Origin of the sequence: Corynebacterium sp. LaCa78 (assembly GCF_046717505.1) — a bacterium.
Taxonomy (GTDB): domain Bacteria; phylum Actinomycetota; class Actinomycetes; order Mycobacteriales; family Mycobacteriaceae; genus Corynebacterium.
The window spans coordinates 556707-574984 of sequence record NZ_CP177112.1 but is presented as its reverse complement, the minus strand read 5'-3'; the positions used below and the strand labels follow the sequence as shown (position 1 = coordinate 574984).

General features: G+C 58.1%; 17 protein-coding genes and 1 pseudogene. 13 read left to right on the top strand and 5 right to left on the bottom strand.

The window, feature by feature from the left end; all coding sequences use genetic code 11:
- Positions 1–32: 32 nt before the first annotated feature.
- The 3 genes from ACLI1O_RS02860 to ACLI1O_RS02850 are packed head-to-tail and all read right to left on the bottom strand — an operon-like array spanning position 33 to position 2478.
- The gene (locus ACLI1O_RS02860; RefSeq protein WP_239269354.1) at positions 33–611 is read right to left on the bottom strand and encodes a hypothetical protein; all 579 of its coding nucleotides are present in this window, start codon (positions 609–611) and stop codon (positions 33–35) included.
- Positions 612–614: 3 nt separating this feature from the next.
- Positions 615–1187, bottom strand: a complete 573-nt coding sequence (locus tag ACLI1O_RS02855) for a hypothetical protein (RefSeq protein WP_239269353.1) — start codon at positions 1185–1187, stop codon at positions 615–617.
- 22 nt (positions 1188–1209) lie between these two features.
- Positions 1210–2478 carry a hypothetical protein gene (locus ACLI1O_RS02850; protein ID WP_239269352.1) on the bottom strand — a complete coding sequence of 423 codons (1269 nt, stop codon included), beginning with the start codon at positions 2476–2478 and terminating at the stop codon, positions 1210–1212.
- 339 nt (positions 2479–2817) lie between these two features.
- On the opposite strand from ACLI1O_RS02850, the gene ACLI1O_RS02845 reads away from it, so the two are divergent.
- From ACLI1O_RS02845 to ACLI1O_RS02830, 4 genes are read left to right on the top strand one after another with little or no spacing between them, the layout of a single operon-like run.
- Complete coding sequence (locus ACLI1O_RS02845; RefSeq protein ID WP_239269351.1) at positions 2818–4278, top strand: acyl-CoA carboxylase subunit beta; 1461 nt, start codon at positions 2818–2820, stop codon at positions 4276–4278.
- Positions 4279–4284: 6 nt separating this feature from the next.
- On the top strand, positions 4285–4494 hold the full coding sequence (locus ACLI1O_RS02840; RefSeq protein ID WP_239269350.1) for an acyl-CoA carboxylase subunit epsilon: 210 nt from the start codon (positions 4285–4287) through the stop codon (positions 4492–4494).
- The gene (locus tag ACLI1O_RS02835; protein WP_239269349.1) at positions 4494–5081 is read left to right on the top strand and encodes a Maf family protein; all 588 of its coding nucleotides are present in this window, start codon (positions 4494–4496) and stop codon (positions 5079–5081) included. The genes ACLI1O_RS02840 and ACLI1O_RS02835 overlap by 1 nt, the downstream gene beginning before the upstream one ends.
- Before the next feature lie 30 nt (positions 5082–5111).
- Positions 5112–5528 (top strand): DUF3151 domain-containing protein, encoded by a 417-nt coding sequence (locus tag ACLI1O_RS02830; RefSeq protein WP_411706934.1) that lies wholly within the window; start codon positions 5112–5114, stop codon positions 5526–5528.
- Between the two features lie 532 nt (positions 5529–6060).
- Here ACLI1O_RS02830 and ACLI1O_RS02825 read toward each other — a convergent pair.
- A complete protein-coding gene (locus ACLI1O_RS02825) occupies positions 6061–6984 on the bottom strand; it encodes a DUF4282 domain-containing protein (RefSeq protein WP_411706933.1) in 924 nt (307 codons plus the stop codon).
- A gap of 275 nt (positions 6985–7259) precedes the next feature.
- On the opposite strand from ACLI1O_RS02825, the gene ACLI1O_RS02820 reads away from it, so the two are divergent.
- The 6 genes from ACLI1O_RS02820 (at position 7260) to ACLI1O_RS02795 (ending at position 13754) form a co-directional block, all read left to right on the top strand.
- On the top strand, positions 7260–8123 hold the full coding sequence (locus ACLI1O_RS02820; RefSeq protein WP_239269345.1) for a sulfurtransferase: 864 nt from the start codon (positions 7260–7262) through the stop codon (positions 8121–8123).
- Between the two features lie 150 nt (positions 8124–8273).
- Positions 8274–10034, top strand: coding sequence for an acetyl/propionyl/methylcrotonyl-CoA carboxylase subunit alpha (locus ACLI1O_RS02815; protein WP_239275602.1), 1761 nt, complete (start codon positions 8274–8276; stop codon positions 10032–10034).
- A 22-nt stretch (positions 10035–10056) separates the two neighbouring features.
- A complete protein-coding gene (locus tag ACLI1O_RS02810) occupies positions 10057–10515 on the top strand; it encodes a hypothetical protein (RefSeq protein ID WP_239275604.1) in 459 nt (152 codons plus the stop codon).
- 158 nt (positions 10516–10673) lie between these two features.
- The gene (locus ACLI1O_RS02805) at positions 10674–12179 is read left to right on the top strand and encodes an ATP-binding cassette domain-containing protein (protein ID WP_284849743.1); all 1506 of its coding nucleotides are present in this window, start codon (positions 10674–10676) and stop codon (positions 12177–12179) included.
- Between the two features lie 85 nt (positions 12180–12264).
- Complete coding sequence (locus ACLI1O_RS02800; RefSeq protein WP_239270053.1) at positions 12265–12633, top strand: GntR family transcriptional regulator; 369 nt, start codon at positions 12265–12267, stop codon at positions 12631–12633.
- Positions 12630–13754, top strand: coding sequence for a DUF1648 domain-containing protein (locus ACLI1O_RS02795; protein ID WP_239270052.1), 1125 nt, complete (start codon positions 12630–12632; stop codon positions 13752–13754). Before ACLI1O_RS02800 ends, ACLI1O_RS02795 begins: the two co-directional genes overlap by 4 nt.
- On the opposite strand, the gene ACLI1O_RS02790 is transcribed toward ACLI1O_RS02795, so the two are convergent.
- Positions 13751–15037 (bottom strand): thymidine phosphorylase, encoded by a 1287-nt coding sequence (locus tag ACLI1O_RS02790; protein ID WP_239270051.1) that lies wholly within the window; start codon positions 15035–15037, stop codon positions 13751–13753. The two genes, ACLI1O_RS02795 and ACLI1O_RS02790, sit on opposite strands and share 4 nt — an antisense overlap.
- A gap of 205 nt (positions 15038–15242) precedes the next feature.
- Here ACLI1O_RS02790 and ACLI1O_RS02785 point away from each other — a divergent pair, with 205 nt between their 5' ends.
- From ACLI1O_RS02785 to ACLI1O_RS02775, 3 genes and pseudogenes are all read left to right on the top strand, one after another.
- Positions 15243–15683 carry a cytidine deaminase gene (locus ACLI1O_RS02785; protein WP_239270050.1) on the top strand — a complete coding sequence of 147 codons (441 nt, stop codon included), beginning with the start codon at positions 15243–15245 and terminating at the stop codon, positions 15681–15683.
- Positions 15684–15716: 33 nt separating this feature from the next.
- Positions 15717–16937, top strand: coding sequence for a NupC/NupG family nucleoside CNT transporter (locus ACLI1O_RS02780; protein WP_411706932.1), 1221 nt, complete (start codon positions 15717–15719; stop codon positions 16935–16937).
- Between the two features lie 595 nt (positions 16938–17532).
- Positions 17533–18114, top strand: a pseudogene (locus tag ACLI1O_RS02775) (ATP-binding cassette domain-containing protein).
- The last annotated feature ends 164 nt before the right edge of the window (positions 18115–18278 follow it).

Below are 18278 nucleotides of genomic sequence, written 5' to 3'. Positions count from 1 at the left end.
ATAGGGTGCGGGTGGGCTCATTTCCTGATGAATTAACTCCAGTCCGGAGCGTCTTCTAAGCGCAGCTCGGAATAGCGAGCTTCAGGGACAGTGGCCGAATATGGTTTTCCTACCGTTTCCCATACTTGGTCTCGGTTGCAGCGCACATCCTGGCCATCGGTATCCAGCATGGTAAAGCCCCACACCAACTTGCCTTGGGAATTTGCAGGCAAAGTATATGGCCCAACTACCTGGTTAATCTTCCAGTGCTGTTCGCTGACGTAGTTGAAGCCGTAGGTCTTGGTCAGGATCTTGGCCAAATCTCCCTCTCCCTGCACGGAGCCGGAAACCTCAACGGTTTCTGTCCGCGCTTTGGATACGGTGTGTTTGACCGGCACCGGCTCAGCATTGTGGTTGGCCACGCTGGCGGCATCAGTTTGCTTGAACCAGCGGCGCTTCGCGGTGACATAGGTGGAGTTCTCCCCCGGCGTTGCGCAATGCGTGCCGGGCTTATAGTCATCGTTCCAGCGCTGGGGCAGTTCAAAGTCTCCGCCGAAGTCAGAGGCGTGGGCTACTGGAACGGCCACCAAGCTCAGCGCTGCGATTGCACTAGCGATGGTCTTAGCCTTCAAGGTTTAACCCCAATCGTTGTTATCACGGGTGGAGACCGCGACGTGGCGTTCCTTGGGCAGAGTTGCGGTAAACTTACCGCCATTGGCCTGCCAGGTGTGGTCGGAACCGCACACGGTCTTTTGACCCTCGAAGTCAGAGACTACCCAGCCAGCCTTCAGCACGGCAGTCTTACCCGGAGCAATATCGTATGGGCCGACCTGCTCGCCTACCTCGTAGGTCTGGCTAGAGGTGTAGCTGGAGGAGAAGGTGAAGTGAATCAGATCCAACAACTTAAAGTCCACACCAGCAGAAACGTCCCAAGACTTGGTCTTGGTTTCCTTGATGGAACGGGTGACTGGAAGTGGCTCATCGTTGTAGTTGGAAACGGTCCAGGTGCCGGCGGAACCGTCGAAATAGGTGCGCTTAATATCAATGGTCTGGCCGGTATCGCCAGGATTGGCGCAGCGCTCGCCAATCGTGGTGGGGTTTGCTGGGCCCAGGTCGCGCTGCGGCAATGCATTGGCGGCTGGGGCAGCGAATACGCCGGTGGCAACGGCTAAAGCCGCGGTGGTGGACGCAATCTTGGAAATGCGCATGAGATGTACTCCTAGCAGGTAGTTAGTAGATGGTTTGGGTGGGTACGGGCAGATCGCGGTATTCGTCAGGGGTGACGTCTACGGTGCGGGTACTACCGTCTTTGGAAGTGATTGTGGCTTCGGCCCAGAAACCGCTCGGGGCGGTGGTCTGTTTATAGTTCGAAGTAAGGTCGTACTTGCCGGATTTTCCGCAGTGCACCTCGCGATAGTTGATACGGGTCATGGTGGTGCCGTATTCCACGCGAACGCGCTCTCCGGGCGCAAGGTTTACGTGTTTGAGCTCAGTACCAACCGGCATATAGGCACGCTTGATGGCGCCGACCGACTCGAGCCAGCCCTGGGGAATATCGCCCCTATTGCCTCGCCAATTGGTATATGGATCGTGCTGGGCACCAACTACGAAGTCCGTTACCGGCGCGAATTCATAGTCACCCTGAGACCAGTTGAGGAAGTCGGTGGAATAACCGGGTTTGCGGAAGGTGGGTTTCACCGCCGTGATATCCAGCGGATACCAGGAGTTATCGTTGGCCTCGCACTTTTCGCCTTCCTTGGGCCACGCAGGATCGCGTTGGGGTTCGGCGGCTGGTTGCATGATCTCGTCTTTGCTCGGATCAGCGATCTTTTCCAAGCTGGGTCCGGAAACCGCAGTGTAGTTACCTTCGATGGGCTTAGAGTTAGTGCTGCCGGAACGAGACGGAATTTCCATTGCCAAGTCCGATACGGATCCATCAGCCTTGATGATATAGGCAAAGGCATAGCGCTCTGCTGGGGCTTTACCGCGGATGACGTTGGCGCCGGGAATGTTTTCGAGGCGGTCATCATTGCAGCCGACGAACATGGAAATAAAGTCCTTTTCCACCACGCCGTATTCCACGCGGAAGGATTCGCCCGGCTTGAGTTTGACGGGCCCGAAGGTTTCTTTATCTCGCCAGCCATTGGCCATTTTTAGGCCAATATCGGATTTGGCGGTGGTGTCCCAACCAGAGGGCAACTTGGCCTTGGAGTTGGCGTCAATTTCGTGGTTGGTGCCGGTTTCTACCTCGGCGGTGTACGGCACCTCCTGGTCGGTGGTGTTTTTGAATTGCAAGGTTCCGTCGCTCATGTAGCGACGGCCTGTTTCAGCAAACCGCCATTCGCGTTCGGTGTTATCTCCGGCGGCGCTGCAGCTTTTATAGAGGTTGGTAATGGGATATGCCTGTGGCATCGGGGGAATATCGCGCGCATGTGCCGCGGGCGCGAGAAGTGTCGCGATGGCAAGCGGCGCGACAAGTCGCAGTCCCTTTGAAATCACCAGAAGACCGTCCTTGTGGTTGTTTAAGGATACGAGAAATAATTCATGAAGACACAGCCGATATTAAGCTCTTCGTTATAGCTCCTCAACAGTTACGGCTATCTCTCTTTATGACATTTATCGTCGATACGGTGGGAAAACGCCCCTTACCGGTAACGAACGCTGCACATCACATTTCACCCTTACCCCTATAAAGGGGAGCTAATATTTCCTAATGTCTGGCAGGTACTCCGGTTGCGCTGATGCCGCACCGATAGCGCTCCGACACCGACCCCTGTGACGATGCCCAAACTGCACAATTTCCGCATCTTTGGCCTTCCACTAGTACACTCAGCGCCTATGACTGACCTGAAGACCACCGCTGGCAAAATTGAGGACCTGGACAACAAGCTCGCCGAGTCCCGCGCGCCGTTGGGGGAAGGCGAGCCAGCCGCCCGCACTCGCGTGAATCAGCTGCTAGATGAGGGTTCCTTTGTAGAAACCGATGCACTGGCCCGCCACCGCTCCACCGACTTTGGCCGCGAGCACGATCGCCCGTACACCGATGGCATCGTCACCGGTTACGGCACCATCGACGGGCGCCGCGTGTGCATTTTCAGCCAGGATGCCACCGTCTTTGACGGCACGATGGGTGAGGTTTATGCGGAAAAGCTCACCAAGGTCTATGACCTTGCGCTGAAAACCGGCGTGCCCATCGTCGGCATCTATGATTCCACCGGCCCGCGCGCGCAAGAGGGCATCGTCACACTTGCTGGCTACGCCCGCATCCTCGCCCGCGCGACCGAGGCCTCAGGTCTTATCCCGCAGATCTCCGTGGTGGCCGGGGATACCAGCGGCATTGCGGCATTTGCGCCCACGCTTGCCGATGTCCTCATTGTCACCCACGGCACCAGCCTGCACCAAGCAGGCAGCGATGTCGCCGAAGCGGAACCGGAAACCTTTGGTGGTGCCGCAGTCCACGCGAAGTCGGGCACCGCGCAGATCAGCGCCCCGAGCGAGCAGGCAGCTCTCGACTTGGTCCGCGACGTACTGGCTTACCTGCCGGCCAATAACCGCGCCGAGGCAACGCGCATCGATACGCGCGAGGTCACCGAATTCGATCTGGATTCCGTCATCCCGGATTCGGCAGCGGATGCCTATGACATGCGTGAGGTGGTCAACGCGGTCGTCGATAAGGGCTCCTTCTTTGAGCTTTCGGCCGAGGCCGCGCCCAATATCATCACGGGCTTTGCCTTCGTGGATGGCCGCGCCGTGGGTATCGTCGCCAACCAGCCGCTAGCGCTGGACGGCGCGCTGGATTCGGCCGCGGCGGAAAAGGCGGCACGCTTTGTGCGTCTGTGCGATGCCTTTAATACCCCAATCATTGAGTTCGTGGACTCGCCCGGTTTCGTTGCCACCCCGGCAGAAGAAAAGGCCGGTCTCCTGCGCCGGGCGGCGGGGTTTGCGTATGCGCAGGCGGAAGCGAGCGTCGGCAAGCTTACGGTGGTCACCCGCAAGGCCATTGGCCCGGCCTACGCGTTTATGGGATCCAAGGATCTGGGCGCGGATCTGGTCTATGCCTGGCCGACCGCGGAAATCGCCGTCGCCGAGGCAGCCCAGACCGCGCTGACCATCTACGGAGATGAGGATAAGCAGGAAGAAATGGACGAGCTTTTCTTGCACCCCTACGCTGCCGCCGAGCGCGGACTGGCCGATAATGTCATCGAGCCTTCCGCTACCCGCCACTACCTGGTTGAAGGCCTGCGCCTGCTAGAGCGCAAGGTCGTGGCCCAGGTACCCAAGAAGCACGGAACTGTTTAGGAAAAGATGTCTGAACCCGAAATCAAAGTCCTGAAGGGAAACCCCACGGAAGAAGAGGCCGCCGCGCTCTCGACGGTGCTCAAGCAGATGCAAAAGGACCACTCCGGTGCCTTTGGGGATCGCAACCACTGGGGCAGGCCCGGTGAGCGCTTCGACCACTACGGCGCGCAGCGCGTCTTTAATCCATCTGCCTTCCACACCGTGCGGTATTACTAATGCGCCTCATTTTGGCCTCGCAGTCCCCCTCGCGCGCCGCCATCCTGCGCGCGGCCGGCGTGGAACCGGTGCTCGAGCCCGCCGATATTGACGAGCGCGCCCTGGAAACCCAGTTGGCGGGGCACTCGCCTGCCGATACCGTGGCAAAGCTTGCCACCGCCAAGGCCGAAAAGGTCGCTTGCCGGTACCCCGACGAGCCGGTTATTGGCGGCGATTCCATGCTGCTATTGGATGGCCAGTTGCAGGGCAAACCGCACACCGTCGATGCCACAATCGAGCGTTGGCACCAACAGGCTGGGCGCACCGCGCAGCTACTTACCGGCCATTGCCTGATTTTTGGCACGCAACGCCACGTGGAAACCTCTACCACGACCATCCGGTTCGCAGAGGCTTCTGCCACCGATATCGAGGCCTACGCTCGCAGCGGCGAGCCCTTGGAGTGCGCGGGCGCGTTTACCTTGGAGGCCATGGGCGGCTGGTTTATCGATAGCATCGACGGCGATCCCTCTTCTGTCATCGGGCTGTCCCTGCCGGTGGTGCGCCGCGCGCTTTACTCTTTTGGGCTCAGCGTTTCTGATTTCTGGTAGGCCCGCACGAGCATCGCTAGAGTGTGTCTTATGGAAATGAAAGACATGCTTGCCCCAGAACCGATTAAATTGCCCGCTGATCCCGGCGCTCAGGACGCGGCCGCGCCTGCGGCCGGCATCGTAGACCACCCGGATTCCCCGTTGCTGTGGGCCATGCTCGCGGAGCAGGAGCTCGCCAAGCTCGAGGGCGCAGACCCCAACGAGTTCATCACCGCTTATGCCTACGCCCGCACCGGCTACCACCGCAGCTTAGACCGCCTGCGCGGCAACGGCTGGAAGGGCTGGGGCCCGGTCCCCTTCTCCCACGAGCCCAACCAGGGTGTGCTGCGCGCGATTGCTGCCCTCGGACGCGCCGCCAAGGCCATCGGTGAGGATGATGAATACGACCGCATTCGCCAGATGCTTTCCGATGCCGACCCCGATAGCGTCGCCCAGCTGCTCGACTAGGACCAGTAAAAATACTAAAGGCTAGTTAGCACTGCCGTTGCACTGCTAACGCTCCTCGTTGCGGCGCTGCCACTTAGGCTGGCAGCGTGTGACGCGGATGACGAGTAGCCCCACCAGTATCGACCAAACCCGAATTTTCCCAACACACCTGAAGCCTCGGGACACAACCACACGGGGACCGAAAAGCCCACCGACGAAGCCACCAAATTCGATCCAGGTTCCAAGGCCAGCCGCGTCTCAGACGATGCGGCCGCCTTCACGTGGACAGAGCGCTCGATTACTACGTCCGCGGAGATCACCGCGCATCACACCGTGCGCCTTCAGGCTGATGGTGACTCGGCGGAACCTGTCTCAGGCGATATTGACCTATCCAATGATTTCTTGTACGAGCATTTGACGTTCGTGCTCAGTTCTTATGCCTAGGCCATAGGATTTGCCGTATTCCATTCGTCTTCGCACGCCACATAATAAGGACTCCGCGGATTGCCGCGGGGTCCTTATTGATAGGAGTTTCAGGCACAATCCTTAGCACCTAGTTTTTATCCAAAGACTGCTTATCCAATAAGTCTCCGGTGTTTTGCGCTGTGCGGACGTTTGCCACCAAAGCTTCCAAGATGAGCCTTATAACCACCATTTTAATATAGAAGAGCACGGTAGCTAGTAGGACCAAGACGATAAATCCGATAAAGCTGAGGAGAACATAACCAAATTCGCCGTCCGAAATTCCATTTATACCGACGATAGTTCCTAGGCTAAACGCCCCAAGAACATTGAGAGCCCAGCAAATTCCGCATATCACCATAGCGACCATGTAGATCGCCTTCACATGGGTCAGGGTTATGAAATCTTTAAATTCAAATTCCCAAATCCCCCCTAAGAGGCCATTTTTGCCACCCAGGCTCTTTATCGCTGCCCCGAATCCACGCTTGTTCTGTCCAGCTGCTCGCCCATAGCTTTGAGGGGCCTCTGTGCCCTGAGGGGGTTGACCAAAATTTGGGTGAGAACCTGCCTCCGGGTTGTACCCGCCTGCAGCCGATGCCTCCTGTGATTGTTGTCCCGTGCCCCACCCGGCGTCTGGCCCAGCATCATTAGCAGGCCGGCGGTTGTTTTCTGCCGAGTTTGCGGACGAGGGCTCCGAATCAGTAGCAGATTTATGGTCCTGCGATGCGGATTCTGCATCTGCTGCGGACGATTGGGAATCCTGGGGGCTGGACTTATCCGAACCAGCATCTACAGGCTGATCGCCGCCTGGAGTTGAAGCTGCATTCTCAGCAGACGTACTAGGTTCTTTGGCCTCCTGCGCACGAGGCTCCTGTCCACCATTTTTCTGCGCCTGATCGTTCTGTGGTTTAGGAACGGCGGACTCAGGAGTTTCAGTGTTCTGACGGGGTTGTTCCGAAAAATCACGGGGTGTAAAGCTTTGAGGGGCGTCAGAGTTGCGGTCGTTTTCAGCCATTATCTGGTCCTTTTAGTTGTAGTCAGGGTAGGTAGGAAAGTGTCCCACGCCACTAATTCGCGGGGCCACTAAGCAGGTTACAGCGTCAACCCAAAATTTATCCATCTCTGACGCAGCTCACCCCTTCGCAACGTCGCGGCCCCTACCGAGTCAATTCATTCCACGCACGTTATGTATGGAAAACCACTTTCACTATTCCAATGTGATAAATCGAGAAAATTCGAGTTAAAGTAGTGGGAGCGAAAAAATAGGTTTATTAGAAAGGTAGGCGGGCAGTGGCAGACGTAGACCCCTATCCCCCATTCCAGCAATATGCGCACCCAGAGCGGCTTGTTTCCGCTCCGTGGCTGTCCGCGCGCCTAGGCATTAAAGGGTTACGCGTTATCGAGGTCGATGAAGACTCTCTTTTGTACGATATCGGGCACATTCCCACGGCGACGCGGATCAACTTCCGCACCGAGCTAATAAGCTCGCTCACGCGCGACTTTATCAACGGTGAGGAATTTACCCGCTTGATGCGGGAAAAGGGCATCCACGAAGACGATACCGTTGTCCTGTACGGCGATAAGTCCAATTGGTGGGCGGCCTACGCACTATGGGTATTTACCCTCTTTGGCCACAAAGACGTCCGCCTCCTCGATGGCGGACGCGATGCGTGGATGTCAGAAGAGCGCGATACCTCCTTCATGGTCCCAGAATTCCCCGAATCCAACTATCCAGAGGTAACCCGGGACGACTCCCTCCTGCGCGCCTTTGTCGCCGACGTACACGAGGCAACCGGCTCCCTGGTTGATACCCGGCCGCCGGAAGAATTCGCAGGTGAAGCGACAGAGTTCGACCCCAATGGAAACTCGCCTTATGGCACCACCATGTGCCACGGGCACATTCCGGGTGCGATCAACTTGGAATGGGATCGCGCAACCTACCCCAACTCCTGTTTCCGCAACGTTGATGACCTGAAGGTCAACTACGGCATGCTGGAACCTGATACCCACACCATTTTGTATTCCCACCTAGGAGCGCAGGCCGCGTTCACGTGGTTCGTGCTCACTTACCTTTTGGGCTTTAAAAAGGCGCAGGTCTACGATGGGTCATGGTCTGAGTGGGGCAACATGGTCAATATGCCGATTGAAAAGTAGATTTTCGTCCGGCCAATAATTACCCACATCACAGCGATGTGGGTTTATTTTTGTTTAAACGTAACAATCATTGCCAAACGGACGACTTTATATTTTGGTGTGCAACAATAGATCCCGTAGTAAACGAAGTGTATTCAGGAGGTTACTGCCGTGGCAGTAGAAACCAAGAAGATCTCCAAGGTTCTCGTAGCGAACCGAGGTGAGATCGCCGTACGCGTTATTCGTGCTGCTCGCGATGCCGGGATCTCCTCCGTCGCCGTTTATGCCGAGCCGGACGCGCAGGCACCCTTCGTCACGCTGGCCGATGAAGCTTTTGCCCTCGGCGGTTCTACCTCTGCTGATTCTTATCTTGTCTTTGACAAGATTCTGGATGCCGCCGCTAAGTCCGGCGCGGATGCCATCCACCCCGGCTATGGTTTCTTGTCCGAAAATGCCGATTTTGCCCAGGCAGTTATCGATGCTGGCCTGACCTGGATTGGCCCGCCTCCCCAATCCATCCGCGCTTTGGGAGATAAGGTCACGGCCCGCCACATCGCCGAGCGCGCCGAAGCTCCCATGGCCCCTGGCACCAAGGATCCGGTGGCCAACGCGGATGAGGTCAAGGCCTTTGCGGATGAGCACGGCTTGCCCGTAGCCATCAAGGCGGCGTTTGGCGGCGGCGGCCGCGGCATGAAGGTCGCGCACACCGCTGAAGAGATTCCGGAGCTATTTGAATCCGCGACCCGCGAGGCCACCACTGCCTTTGGCCGCGGCGAGTGCTTTGTCGAGCGCTACCTCGATAAGGCCCGCCACGTGGAGGCCCAGGTTTTGGCAGATAAGCACGGCAATGTGGTGGTCGTCGGCACGCGCGATTGCTCTCTGCAGCGCCGCTTCCAAAAGCTCGTAGAAGAAGCGCCGGCGCCTTTCCTGAGCGACGAGCAGCGCGCCTCCATCCACGAGTCCGCCAAGCGCATTTGCCGCGAGGCTGACTACTGCGGTGCCGGCACCGTGGAGTATTTGGTCAGCGCCGATGGCCTGATTTCCTTCCTCGAGGTCAATACCCGCCTGCAGGTGGAGCACCCCGTTTCGGAGGAAACCACCGGGCTGGACCTCGTGCGCGAGCAGTTCCGGATTGCCCAAGGCGAAAAGCTTTCGCTCAGTGAGGATCCAGCACCGCGCGGGCATGCCTTTGAGTTCCGCATCAACGGCGAAGACGCCGCGGCCGACTTCATGCCCGCTCCCGGGACCATCGTCAAGTACTCCGAGCCCGCTGGGCCGGGCGTCCGCGTGGACTCGGGCGTCGTCGAGGGCTCCGTCATCGGCGGGCAATTCGATTCCATGCTGGCCAAGCTCATTGTCTGGGGTTCGGACCGCGAAACCGCCCTGCGGCGCTCCGCCCGAGCCCTGGATGAATACCAGGTTGAGGGCCTGCCCACCGTGCTGCCCTTTGACAGAGCCATCGTTGCAGATCCCGCCTTTACCGCGGAAAATGGTTCCTTCGATGTCTACACCAAGTGGATCGAGGAGGCGTGGGATAACCAGCTGACGCCGCACGATGATTCCACCGATGCGGAAGCCGGCGCGCCCGAGGCCTCGCAGGTCCACACCGTGGAAATCGACGGCCGCCGCATCGAGGTAGCATTGCCCGCCACCTTTGGCATTACCGGCGCGCGCAAGCGGAAAAAGCGCAAGGGTGCCGGCACCAAGTCTGCGGTGTCCGGCGATGCCGTGACCGCACCGATGCAGGGCACGGTCATCAAGGTCAACGTGGAAGAGGGCCAAGAGGTAGAAGAGGGCGATATCGTCATGGTCCTTGAGGCCATGAAGATGGAAAACCCCGTCAAGGCCCACAAGTCCGGCACAGTAACCGGGCTGGCGGTCGAGGCCGGCTCGTCCACCACCAAGGGCGCGCAGCTGCTGGAAATTAAGTAGCCGCGCCAGCTAGCCTGGAAGAATGACTGATTCTTCTCTTGGTGTTCGCTTGGCCAAGGAAGAGGACCGCGACTACCTTGCGGGCCTCTTCCCTTCCCATATCGCGGACTGGTCCCCCATCGTTGATGGCGGCGTCATCGCCTTGCCCCTTGCCGCCAACGAGGACCCAACTGTAGAGCCCGTGGGGGCCGCGCTCCTGCGCTACTACCCCGCCGCCGCCAAGGGCCCAGCCTTCCTTGGGGATCCGGGCGCTGACCCGCTTGACGATGCCACCTGGCTCACCCCCTTCGACCCCGAGGACATCCCCGAGCTCATCGTCGCCACGAACGGCACCGGCGACGAAGCAGACCGAGCCCACGACCTGCTCGTTGCTAACGCTATCGATCTCGCGGCCGAGCAAACCGCCCCTGGTATCGCGTCCGCCACGCCACTACCGGGCTTCGAGGAGCTCACCCAGGGTAAGTTCTTCCGCCGCTTCTAATCTGGCGTCTGTCTCTTGCAGGCCTCTGGTTCCAGCAAGAGATGAATTTTAGCTAGAGCCCTTGTGTTTTGCACCACAGCTGCTATTGTTGAGGTCTATGAAGATTTCCGCCTAGTACGACGTCCCTTGCACACTCGTTCTTTAAAGGTGGATTCTTCATGCCGATTTCTTTTTCCCAGCTCAGCCTGTCGTGGCCAGACGGCACGCCCTGCTTTTCCCAACTTTCCGGAACAATCCCTGACTCGGTTACTGGAATGATTGGCGATAATGGATCCGGAAAATCAACCCTTGCTAAGGTCCTGTCCCACCAGATCGCACCATCCTCGGGCACATTCACGGCACCAGAGGTCACGTATCTAGACCAAGATCTTGGCTTGCGTGACTCCTTAACCATCGCCGAAGTATTCGGCGCGGCGGAAAAGATTGCCGCGCTCCACGCACTAGAAGCGGGAAATTACTCCGAGGAACTGCTGAAAACCATTGGTAACGACTGGGATATCGAAGACAGGATTCATGCCTGCCTCCATAACGCAGGCGTTCCCTACCCGCTAGATCGCACCATCGGTACGCTGTCTGGAGGCGAAGCGGTCACCATCGCATTAAACGCCGCCTTTTTTGATCACCCAGACTTTGTCATCCTCGATGAGCCGACCAATAACTTGGACGCAGCAGGAAAATCCAAGGTCATCAACCTTATTTCCAGCGCTTCTACGCCCATTCTTGTCATCTCCCATGACCTAGACCTGCTCTCCCATGTCGAGCACATTGCAGAACTCTACGCGGGAAGTTTGCGGTTATTTTCCGGAAATTATCACGCCTACCGGGAGGCCATAGAAACCGAACAGCGCGCCGCCGAAGCAGAAACTCGCGAGGCCAAAGCCGAACACCGCAAGCAAGTGCGCGAGCGCGAGGCGATGCAGGTGCGCATTTCCCGGGACAATCGCCGCGGCAAAGCCTTCTCGCACAACCGCCGAAAGCCCGGGATGGCGATGGGAAACGATAAGAACCGCGCCCAAAATACCGCGGCTAAGCGGTCGGCTCAGGCATCGGGTTCGGTGCAGGAAGCATTTGCTGCCTATCAAGCTGCGCAACATAAGATCCGCCCAGACGAGCACGTTCACCTTGACCTCCCAGGCACGCAGTTGCCCAATGGCACCCGCGTGCTCACCAGTAACATCGTGGATATAACCGGCCCTGAGCATGTTCGTCTTATGGGTCCAAACGGCAGCGGGAAAACCACGTTCCTTAATGAGGTTGCGCGGGGCGGCGTTGAGTACAGCGTGGACTGTGGATATTTGCGGCAGAAAATCACCTTGCCGGAAGATCGCACAATCTTAGAGATGGTCACAGAGGCCAACCCCACTGCTCCCCCACAACTCATCCGCGATCAATTGGCGCAGCTGTTATTTCGCGATGACCAGGTGCACCGCCGCACCGGCCTGCTATCCGGTGGCGAACGTTTCCGCGCGGAATTTGCCAGGGTGCTTTTGGCCGATCCCAGCCCGCAATTCCTCTTGCTTGATGAGCCCACCAATAATTTGGACATCACCACCATAAAGTGGCTCGTGCAGATCCTCGAGTCCTACAAAGGTGCATACTTGCTGGTCAGCCACAATGAGGGCTTCTGCAAAGAGCTCAGCCTCACGTCGCAGGTGCATATCTAGGCCCCAGTCTCCGCTTTGTATTACCTCCACTAATACAGACTGTGCTACTATTAGTTGCACAAAACTTATTGGAAGGAGGTAGCTCATGCTTATCACGCTCAACCCTGACGCGGATGCGCCGGTCTTCCAGCAGATCCACGATGAAATCGTGCTGGCCATCGCCCGCGGGCAGCTTTTCGACGGCGACAAGCTCGATCCCGTGCGCCAGGTCGCCGCGGATATTGGCATTAACCCGGCCACCGTAAAACACGCCTACGACTTGCTCGTTGCTGATGGCCTCGTCGAAACCGCGGGTCGCTCCGGATCGATCGTCCGTCCCGGCGCGCACACCGCGGCGCAAGAACAGCAGGTTCGGCAACGCCTGTGCCGCGTGGCGACCCTCGCCCGCGCCCAGGGCTTTTCCACTGAGGAGCTCCACGGCTATCTCGATTCCATACTGAAGGAGCTCGCATGATTCTTACCGTCCTCATGGCCGCGACCACGCTGGTCATAACGTGGATAATGACCACGATCCCAGCACTTGCGGCGCCAGGCGCCCCGCTCGGCGTTCGCGTTCCCCAAAGCCATCTTTCGGATCCCGTTGTGGTCGACGCTATTTCTGGTTTTAAGACTCGGACGTGGGTTGTGGGCATCGCAGCGGCGGTTATCTCGCTGTTCTACGTCAACCACTCGTGGGTGGCGGCTCTGTCTTCCCTGCTGGTCATTATCGGCAGCACGTGGGCTTACCTCTCCCAGCGCCGCTATATCATCGCGGCCAAGAAGGACGGCGGCTGGTTCGACGGGGTAGAAACCGCGGTCAGCGCCCAGGTAGCGGAGCGGGACGCCGACGCCACACAAGATATTGATGTACCAACGCCGTCTTTTCCCTGGCTGACCATGTTGGGTTCCTTGCTGGTCATCATCGCCGGTGCTCTCATCGTCGCCGCCCATTGGTCCGACATCCCCGATCCCGTGCCAGTGCACTGGGATGATTCTTTGGAGCCGGATAGCTGGAGCGACAAGTCCATCGGCAGCGTCTTTTTCATCACGTTTATCGCGCTGGGAATGTGGTTGCTTTTCGCCGGCATCTGCTGGCTTATCCAACGCACCGCGGTTCGCCCGCGCTCGGAGCGCTCCATCAAGGCGCGGCTACGCAATCAGGCAAACCTTACAGCCTCCAACGAAGCGATGGGCGTCCTGCTGCTTCTCATGTCCCTCGGGCTGTCGTTTATACAGATAACCGGCCCGGTACCGAGCTATCAGGACCTGGCTGGCTTCTCCTTTATCACCATGGTGGTGATGACCATTAGCGGCACCATAGCCATCGTGGCAATGATACTTCGCGCCCAATCGCAGCTCGAGGATCAGCTGCGCGGGGTGAAACTTCCGGATGGAGACAAAGAGTCCCCCGATAATGACGAACATTATAAATGGGGGATCCTGTATTACAACCCCGATGACCCAGCGGTGCTGGTGGACAAGCGCCTAGGCGTCGGAGTGTCCTTCAACTACGCCACATGGCAGGCGAAGGCCTTCCTCGCCGTCATAGCGGTCATCGTCATCGGGTCGATTGCTCTTCCATTAATCCTGATTTAGCCAATGCGGTCCAGGATGATCTGGCGCTCCTTATCCAGCGGGGCGTCGGTAATCTTAAAGCCCTGCTGCAAGGTCTCAAGGGAGCGCTCGAAGCGCTCTGGGGTTTCCGTGTGCAGGGTGAAAAGCTTCTGGCCCTTGGATACCTTTTCGCCCTTGACCGCGTGCAATTCGATGCCCGCGGTTGCCTGTACCGGGTCTTCCTTCCGCGCACGGCCAGCGCCCAGGCGCCAGGAGCTCACGCCGACGGACAGGGCATCAAGCTCGGTAAGGTAACCATCGGATTCAGCGATGACATCGTGGGTATGTGTAGCCACGGGAAGCTTGGCGTCTGGGTCTCCGCCCTGCGCCTTAATCATTTGCTTCCACTTATCCATGGCGCGGCCATCCTTGAGCGCCTTTTCCACGTCGGCATCGTGCACGCCGGCCGCTTCCAGCATCTCGCACGCAAGGGCCAGGGTCAGCTCGACGACATCGCTTGGCCCGCCGCCTGCCAGGACCTCGACGGATTCCTCGACCTCGAGGGCGTTGCCCACCTTTCGGCCCAACGGGGTGGACATATCCGTCAGCAGTGCCGTGGTAGCCGTGCCGGCGTCATTACCCAAGTCCACCATGGTCTGCGCCAGCTCGCGGGCCAAGGTCTCATCCTTCATAAAGGCGCCGGAGCCCACCTTGACGTCGAGAACCAGCGACGAGGTACCTTCAGCGATTTTCTTCGACATGATGGACGAAGCGATAAGCGGAATCGCCTCAACGGTGGAGGTGATATCGCGCAGGGCATAGATCTTCTTATCCGCGGGCGCCAGTCCAGAGCCTGCCGCGCAGATGATGCAGCCCGGGTCCTCCAGGATTTCCATCAATCGTTCATTGGAAATATCCGCCTGCCAGCCAGGGATGGCCTCCAGCTTGTCCAGGGTGCCACCAGTGTGGCCCAGACCGCGGCCGGAAAGCTGCGGAACCGCGACGCCAAAAGCGGCAACGAGAGACGCGAGAGGCAGCGTAATCTTATCGCCAACACCACCGGTGGAGTGCTTGTCCGCAGTCTTCTTGGACAAGGACTCAAAGCTCATTGTCTCACCGGAGGCGATCATCGCCTTGGTCCACTGCGAGATTTCCTCGCGGTTCATGCCGTTGAGGAAGATCGCCATATTGAGCGCGGCCATCTGCTCATCTCCCACGACCCCGCGCGTATAGGCATCGATGACCCAGTCGATTTCCTCCGGGCTAAACACCCCCTTGTCGCGCTTGGTACGAATAACATCTACCGCATCGAATTTCTCGGCCATGACGACTCCTCCTGTACTGATTTGGAAACCGAAACATACAAGCACATAATGTGATTTACTGCACTATATACAGTGGTTGTGCACTCCACCACGTCCAATTATTATTCCCTATAGAACAGATGTCAACGAGTATTTTTCTTTTTGTTCTATTGGAGAATTAACGCAGTCTCTCTTCACCCCCCGTACAAAGAAAGCCCATACCGCAATGAACACCACCCCGGATTCGCCTCCCACCGATGCCGAATTGCTCAACCTCGCAGAAGAAGCAGCCCACCACGCCTGGGCGCCCTATTCCTCTTTCCCCGTCGGTGCGGCTTTGCTGCTTGCCGATGGCCGCATTGTCACCGGCTCCAACGTCGAAAACGCCTCCAGCCCGTTAGGCATTTGCGCCGAACGCAACGCCGCCGCACACATGGTCACCACCGCAGACGTGACGGCCACCGATGGCCACTTGCCCAGCATTCCGCAGATTAAAGCGGTTGCTATCGTCGGTTTGAAGTCCGCACCTTGCTACCCTTGCGGTGCCTGCCGCCAGGTCCTGCGGGAGTTTAACTGCGAGCGCGTCATCGTCTCCGTCGATGGAAAGCCCCGGAGCCATGACTTTGCTGAGATCCTCCCCCTCTCCTTTGGCCCAGAGTCACTCTAATTAAAAAGTCCCTTCAAAGAACGGTCAGAAAATATGGAACGCTTACAAGGATTGCTCGGCATCATCGCCATTCTTGCAGTAATTTACGTCCTGTCGAGCTCGCGTAAAAATATCAAGTGGCGCACCATTGGCGTGGGCCTTGTCCTGCAGGTGGTCTTCTGTTTCTTGGTCCTCGCGTGGGAACCTGGATTCAAAGCCCTCAAGGGCATCGCCAATGGGCTAACTAAGCTCACGGAATTTACCAACGAAGGCACCCAATTCGTCTTCGGCGGCCTCTTCGGTGATGACTTCGTTTTCGCCCTCAATGTGCTGCCCGTGATCATTTTCTTGGGCGCCATCATCGCCGCCCTGTACTACCTCCGGGTTATCCAGTACTTCGTGGAATACGTCGGATCCGCCATCAAGTGGCTCATGGGCACCTCCAAGGTGGAATCGGTCTGGGCCACCACCGTGATCTTCCTCGGCCAATCCGAGGCACCGCTGGTAATTAAGCCCTACCTGCCCAAGCTCACCCGATCCGAGCTTTATACCTGCATGGTCGGCGGCTTTGCCTCCGTGGCCGGTTCCACGTTGATCGGCTACTCGCTCTTGGGTGCGCCCCTGGAGTACTTGCTCGCCGCATCGCTCATGAATGCGCCGGGCTCCCTGCTCGTCGCCAAGGGCCTCATGCCAGAGACCGAAGAGACGAACCTCGACGCTACCGTTAAAGACGTTCGCGATACCGAATCCAAAAACATCATCGATGCCATCAGTAGCGGTGCCATGGCCGGCGGTAAGATCGCCATCTCGGTTGCCTGCTTGCTCATCGCCTTCATCGCCTCGATCGTGATGCTCTCTGCCATCCTCGACGGCATTGGTTCCCTCTTCGGCCAGGATAACTGGTCGCTCGAAGGCCTCTTCGGCATCATCTTCGCCCCAGTGGCCTGGCTTATCGGTACGCCTTGGAACGAGGCCCTCGAGGTGGGTAACTTCATCGGCCAAAAGACCATCCTTAACGAGTTCGTTGGCTACACCGCCTTTGGTGAAAGCGTCGATGAGCTCAGCGATAAGGCCATCTTGATCTCCTCCTTCGCCCTCGCTGGCTTCGCCAACCTGTCGTCCATCGGCATCCAGATTGGCTCCATCGGTGGCCTCATCCCTGAGCGCCGCGGTGAAGTAGCAAAACTTGGCCCGCGCGCACTCTTCGGTGGCTTCCTTACCAATATGCTCAATGCCGCCATCGTCGGCGTCATCGTTGCACCAATGGTTCTCTAACCCGCCCGGCCAGATTCGATAACTAATCACGCCAAAATTTCCCAAAAGCAACCGCGTTTCCACAAAAATCAGGGCCGAAAATGGCCAAACGCGGTTGCTTTTAGACGTTTCCGCGAACTAGGTATGCAGCGACACAATTAATTGGTTGCGTCCTCTAGCTTTATACACCTTGAACCGTACGGAGTTTGTGTCAGCTCACGGCGCAGACGAGCATTCTCAGCGCGAAGATCGGGCTAGCTTAGCCCATCGGAGGATCCTCGGCGTTCGCGCTCATTTTGCCCCACCGGCCTAAAAGAACCTCGGCAGTGGGAGTGTCTAATGGTTTGTGTGTGGCAATCTATCCCGAATCAAATACTGGGCTCGACGAGAAAGAGAAACCTGTGATCCGATTCGCCATGAGAGATTACGGCACCCTAAAACCTCTAGACAGGCTCTTGTGACTTACATGCCAGGCACAAGGAGCCAAGCCCATCAATAGAACAGGAACGCACAATCATACCCAAGGTTTTAATCCAAGATTACTTCCTGAAACAATTGAATCGCATCAAAGCTACCGCCCCCTAGGGCCAGCCACCTGTCTGCTAACCTGGCAACGATGTTGACAATAGATGCAGACTACGGACATTCCGCCGCCTTGGGGCACCTCAATCGCAGCTTTAATGCCGGTCGCGTATACGGCCTAAAAGGCCCGAATGGTGCGGGTAAATCTACGCTGCTGCAGACGTTGAGCGGCGAGATTGCCCCACTAAATGGCACCGTTTTCATCGACGGTGCCGCGCCCGGTAGCGCTGCGGCGGCCGGTTCCGTCATCTCCGTCGGGGACCCAGTCTTCCTCCCCGATCTCACCGTGGGTGAGCACTTTAGCTTGCTATCCCGCCGCTCCGGCGTAAACTTTGCCGAGGTCCATGAGCTCTGAGCCATCGACGACGCCATCCGGAACTCCGCTGTCAGCAGCCTTTCTTCTGGCCAGCGCCAGCGGGTCTACCTCGCAGCCCAGCTTTATCAGCCGGCCAAAGCCTTGCTTATCGACGAACCCGAGCGCCACCTCGACCACACCTGGACCGCCTTCTTGGCCGAGGAGCTACGCCACCTGGCAGCCAATGGCCGCTGTGTGGTGCTCGCTTCCCATTCTCCGGCCATCTTCGCTGCCTGCGACGAAGTAGTGAAGATTTCATGAAACTTCTTCCACAGCTTCCTCAGCCATCTATTACGCCTTCATCGCGGCACTTATCGCGAGCGTCAGCGTCTACGCCTGGCACAATGCTGCAGCGCTTCTGCCCTCGCTAGCACAGCGCACGGCCGCTGCTCTGCCCGCAACCGCGACCATTGGTGCCGGGCTCG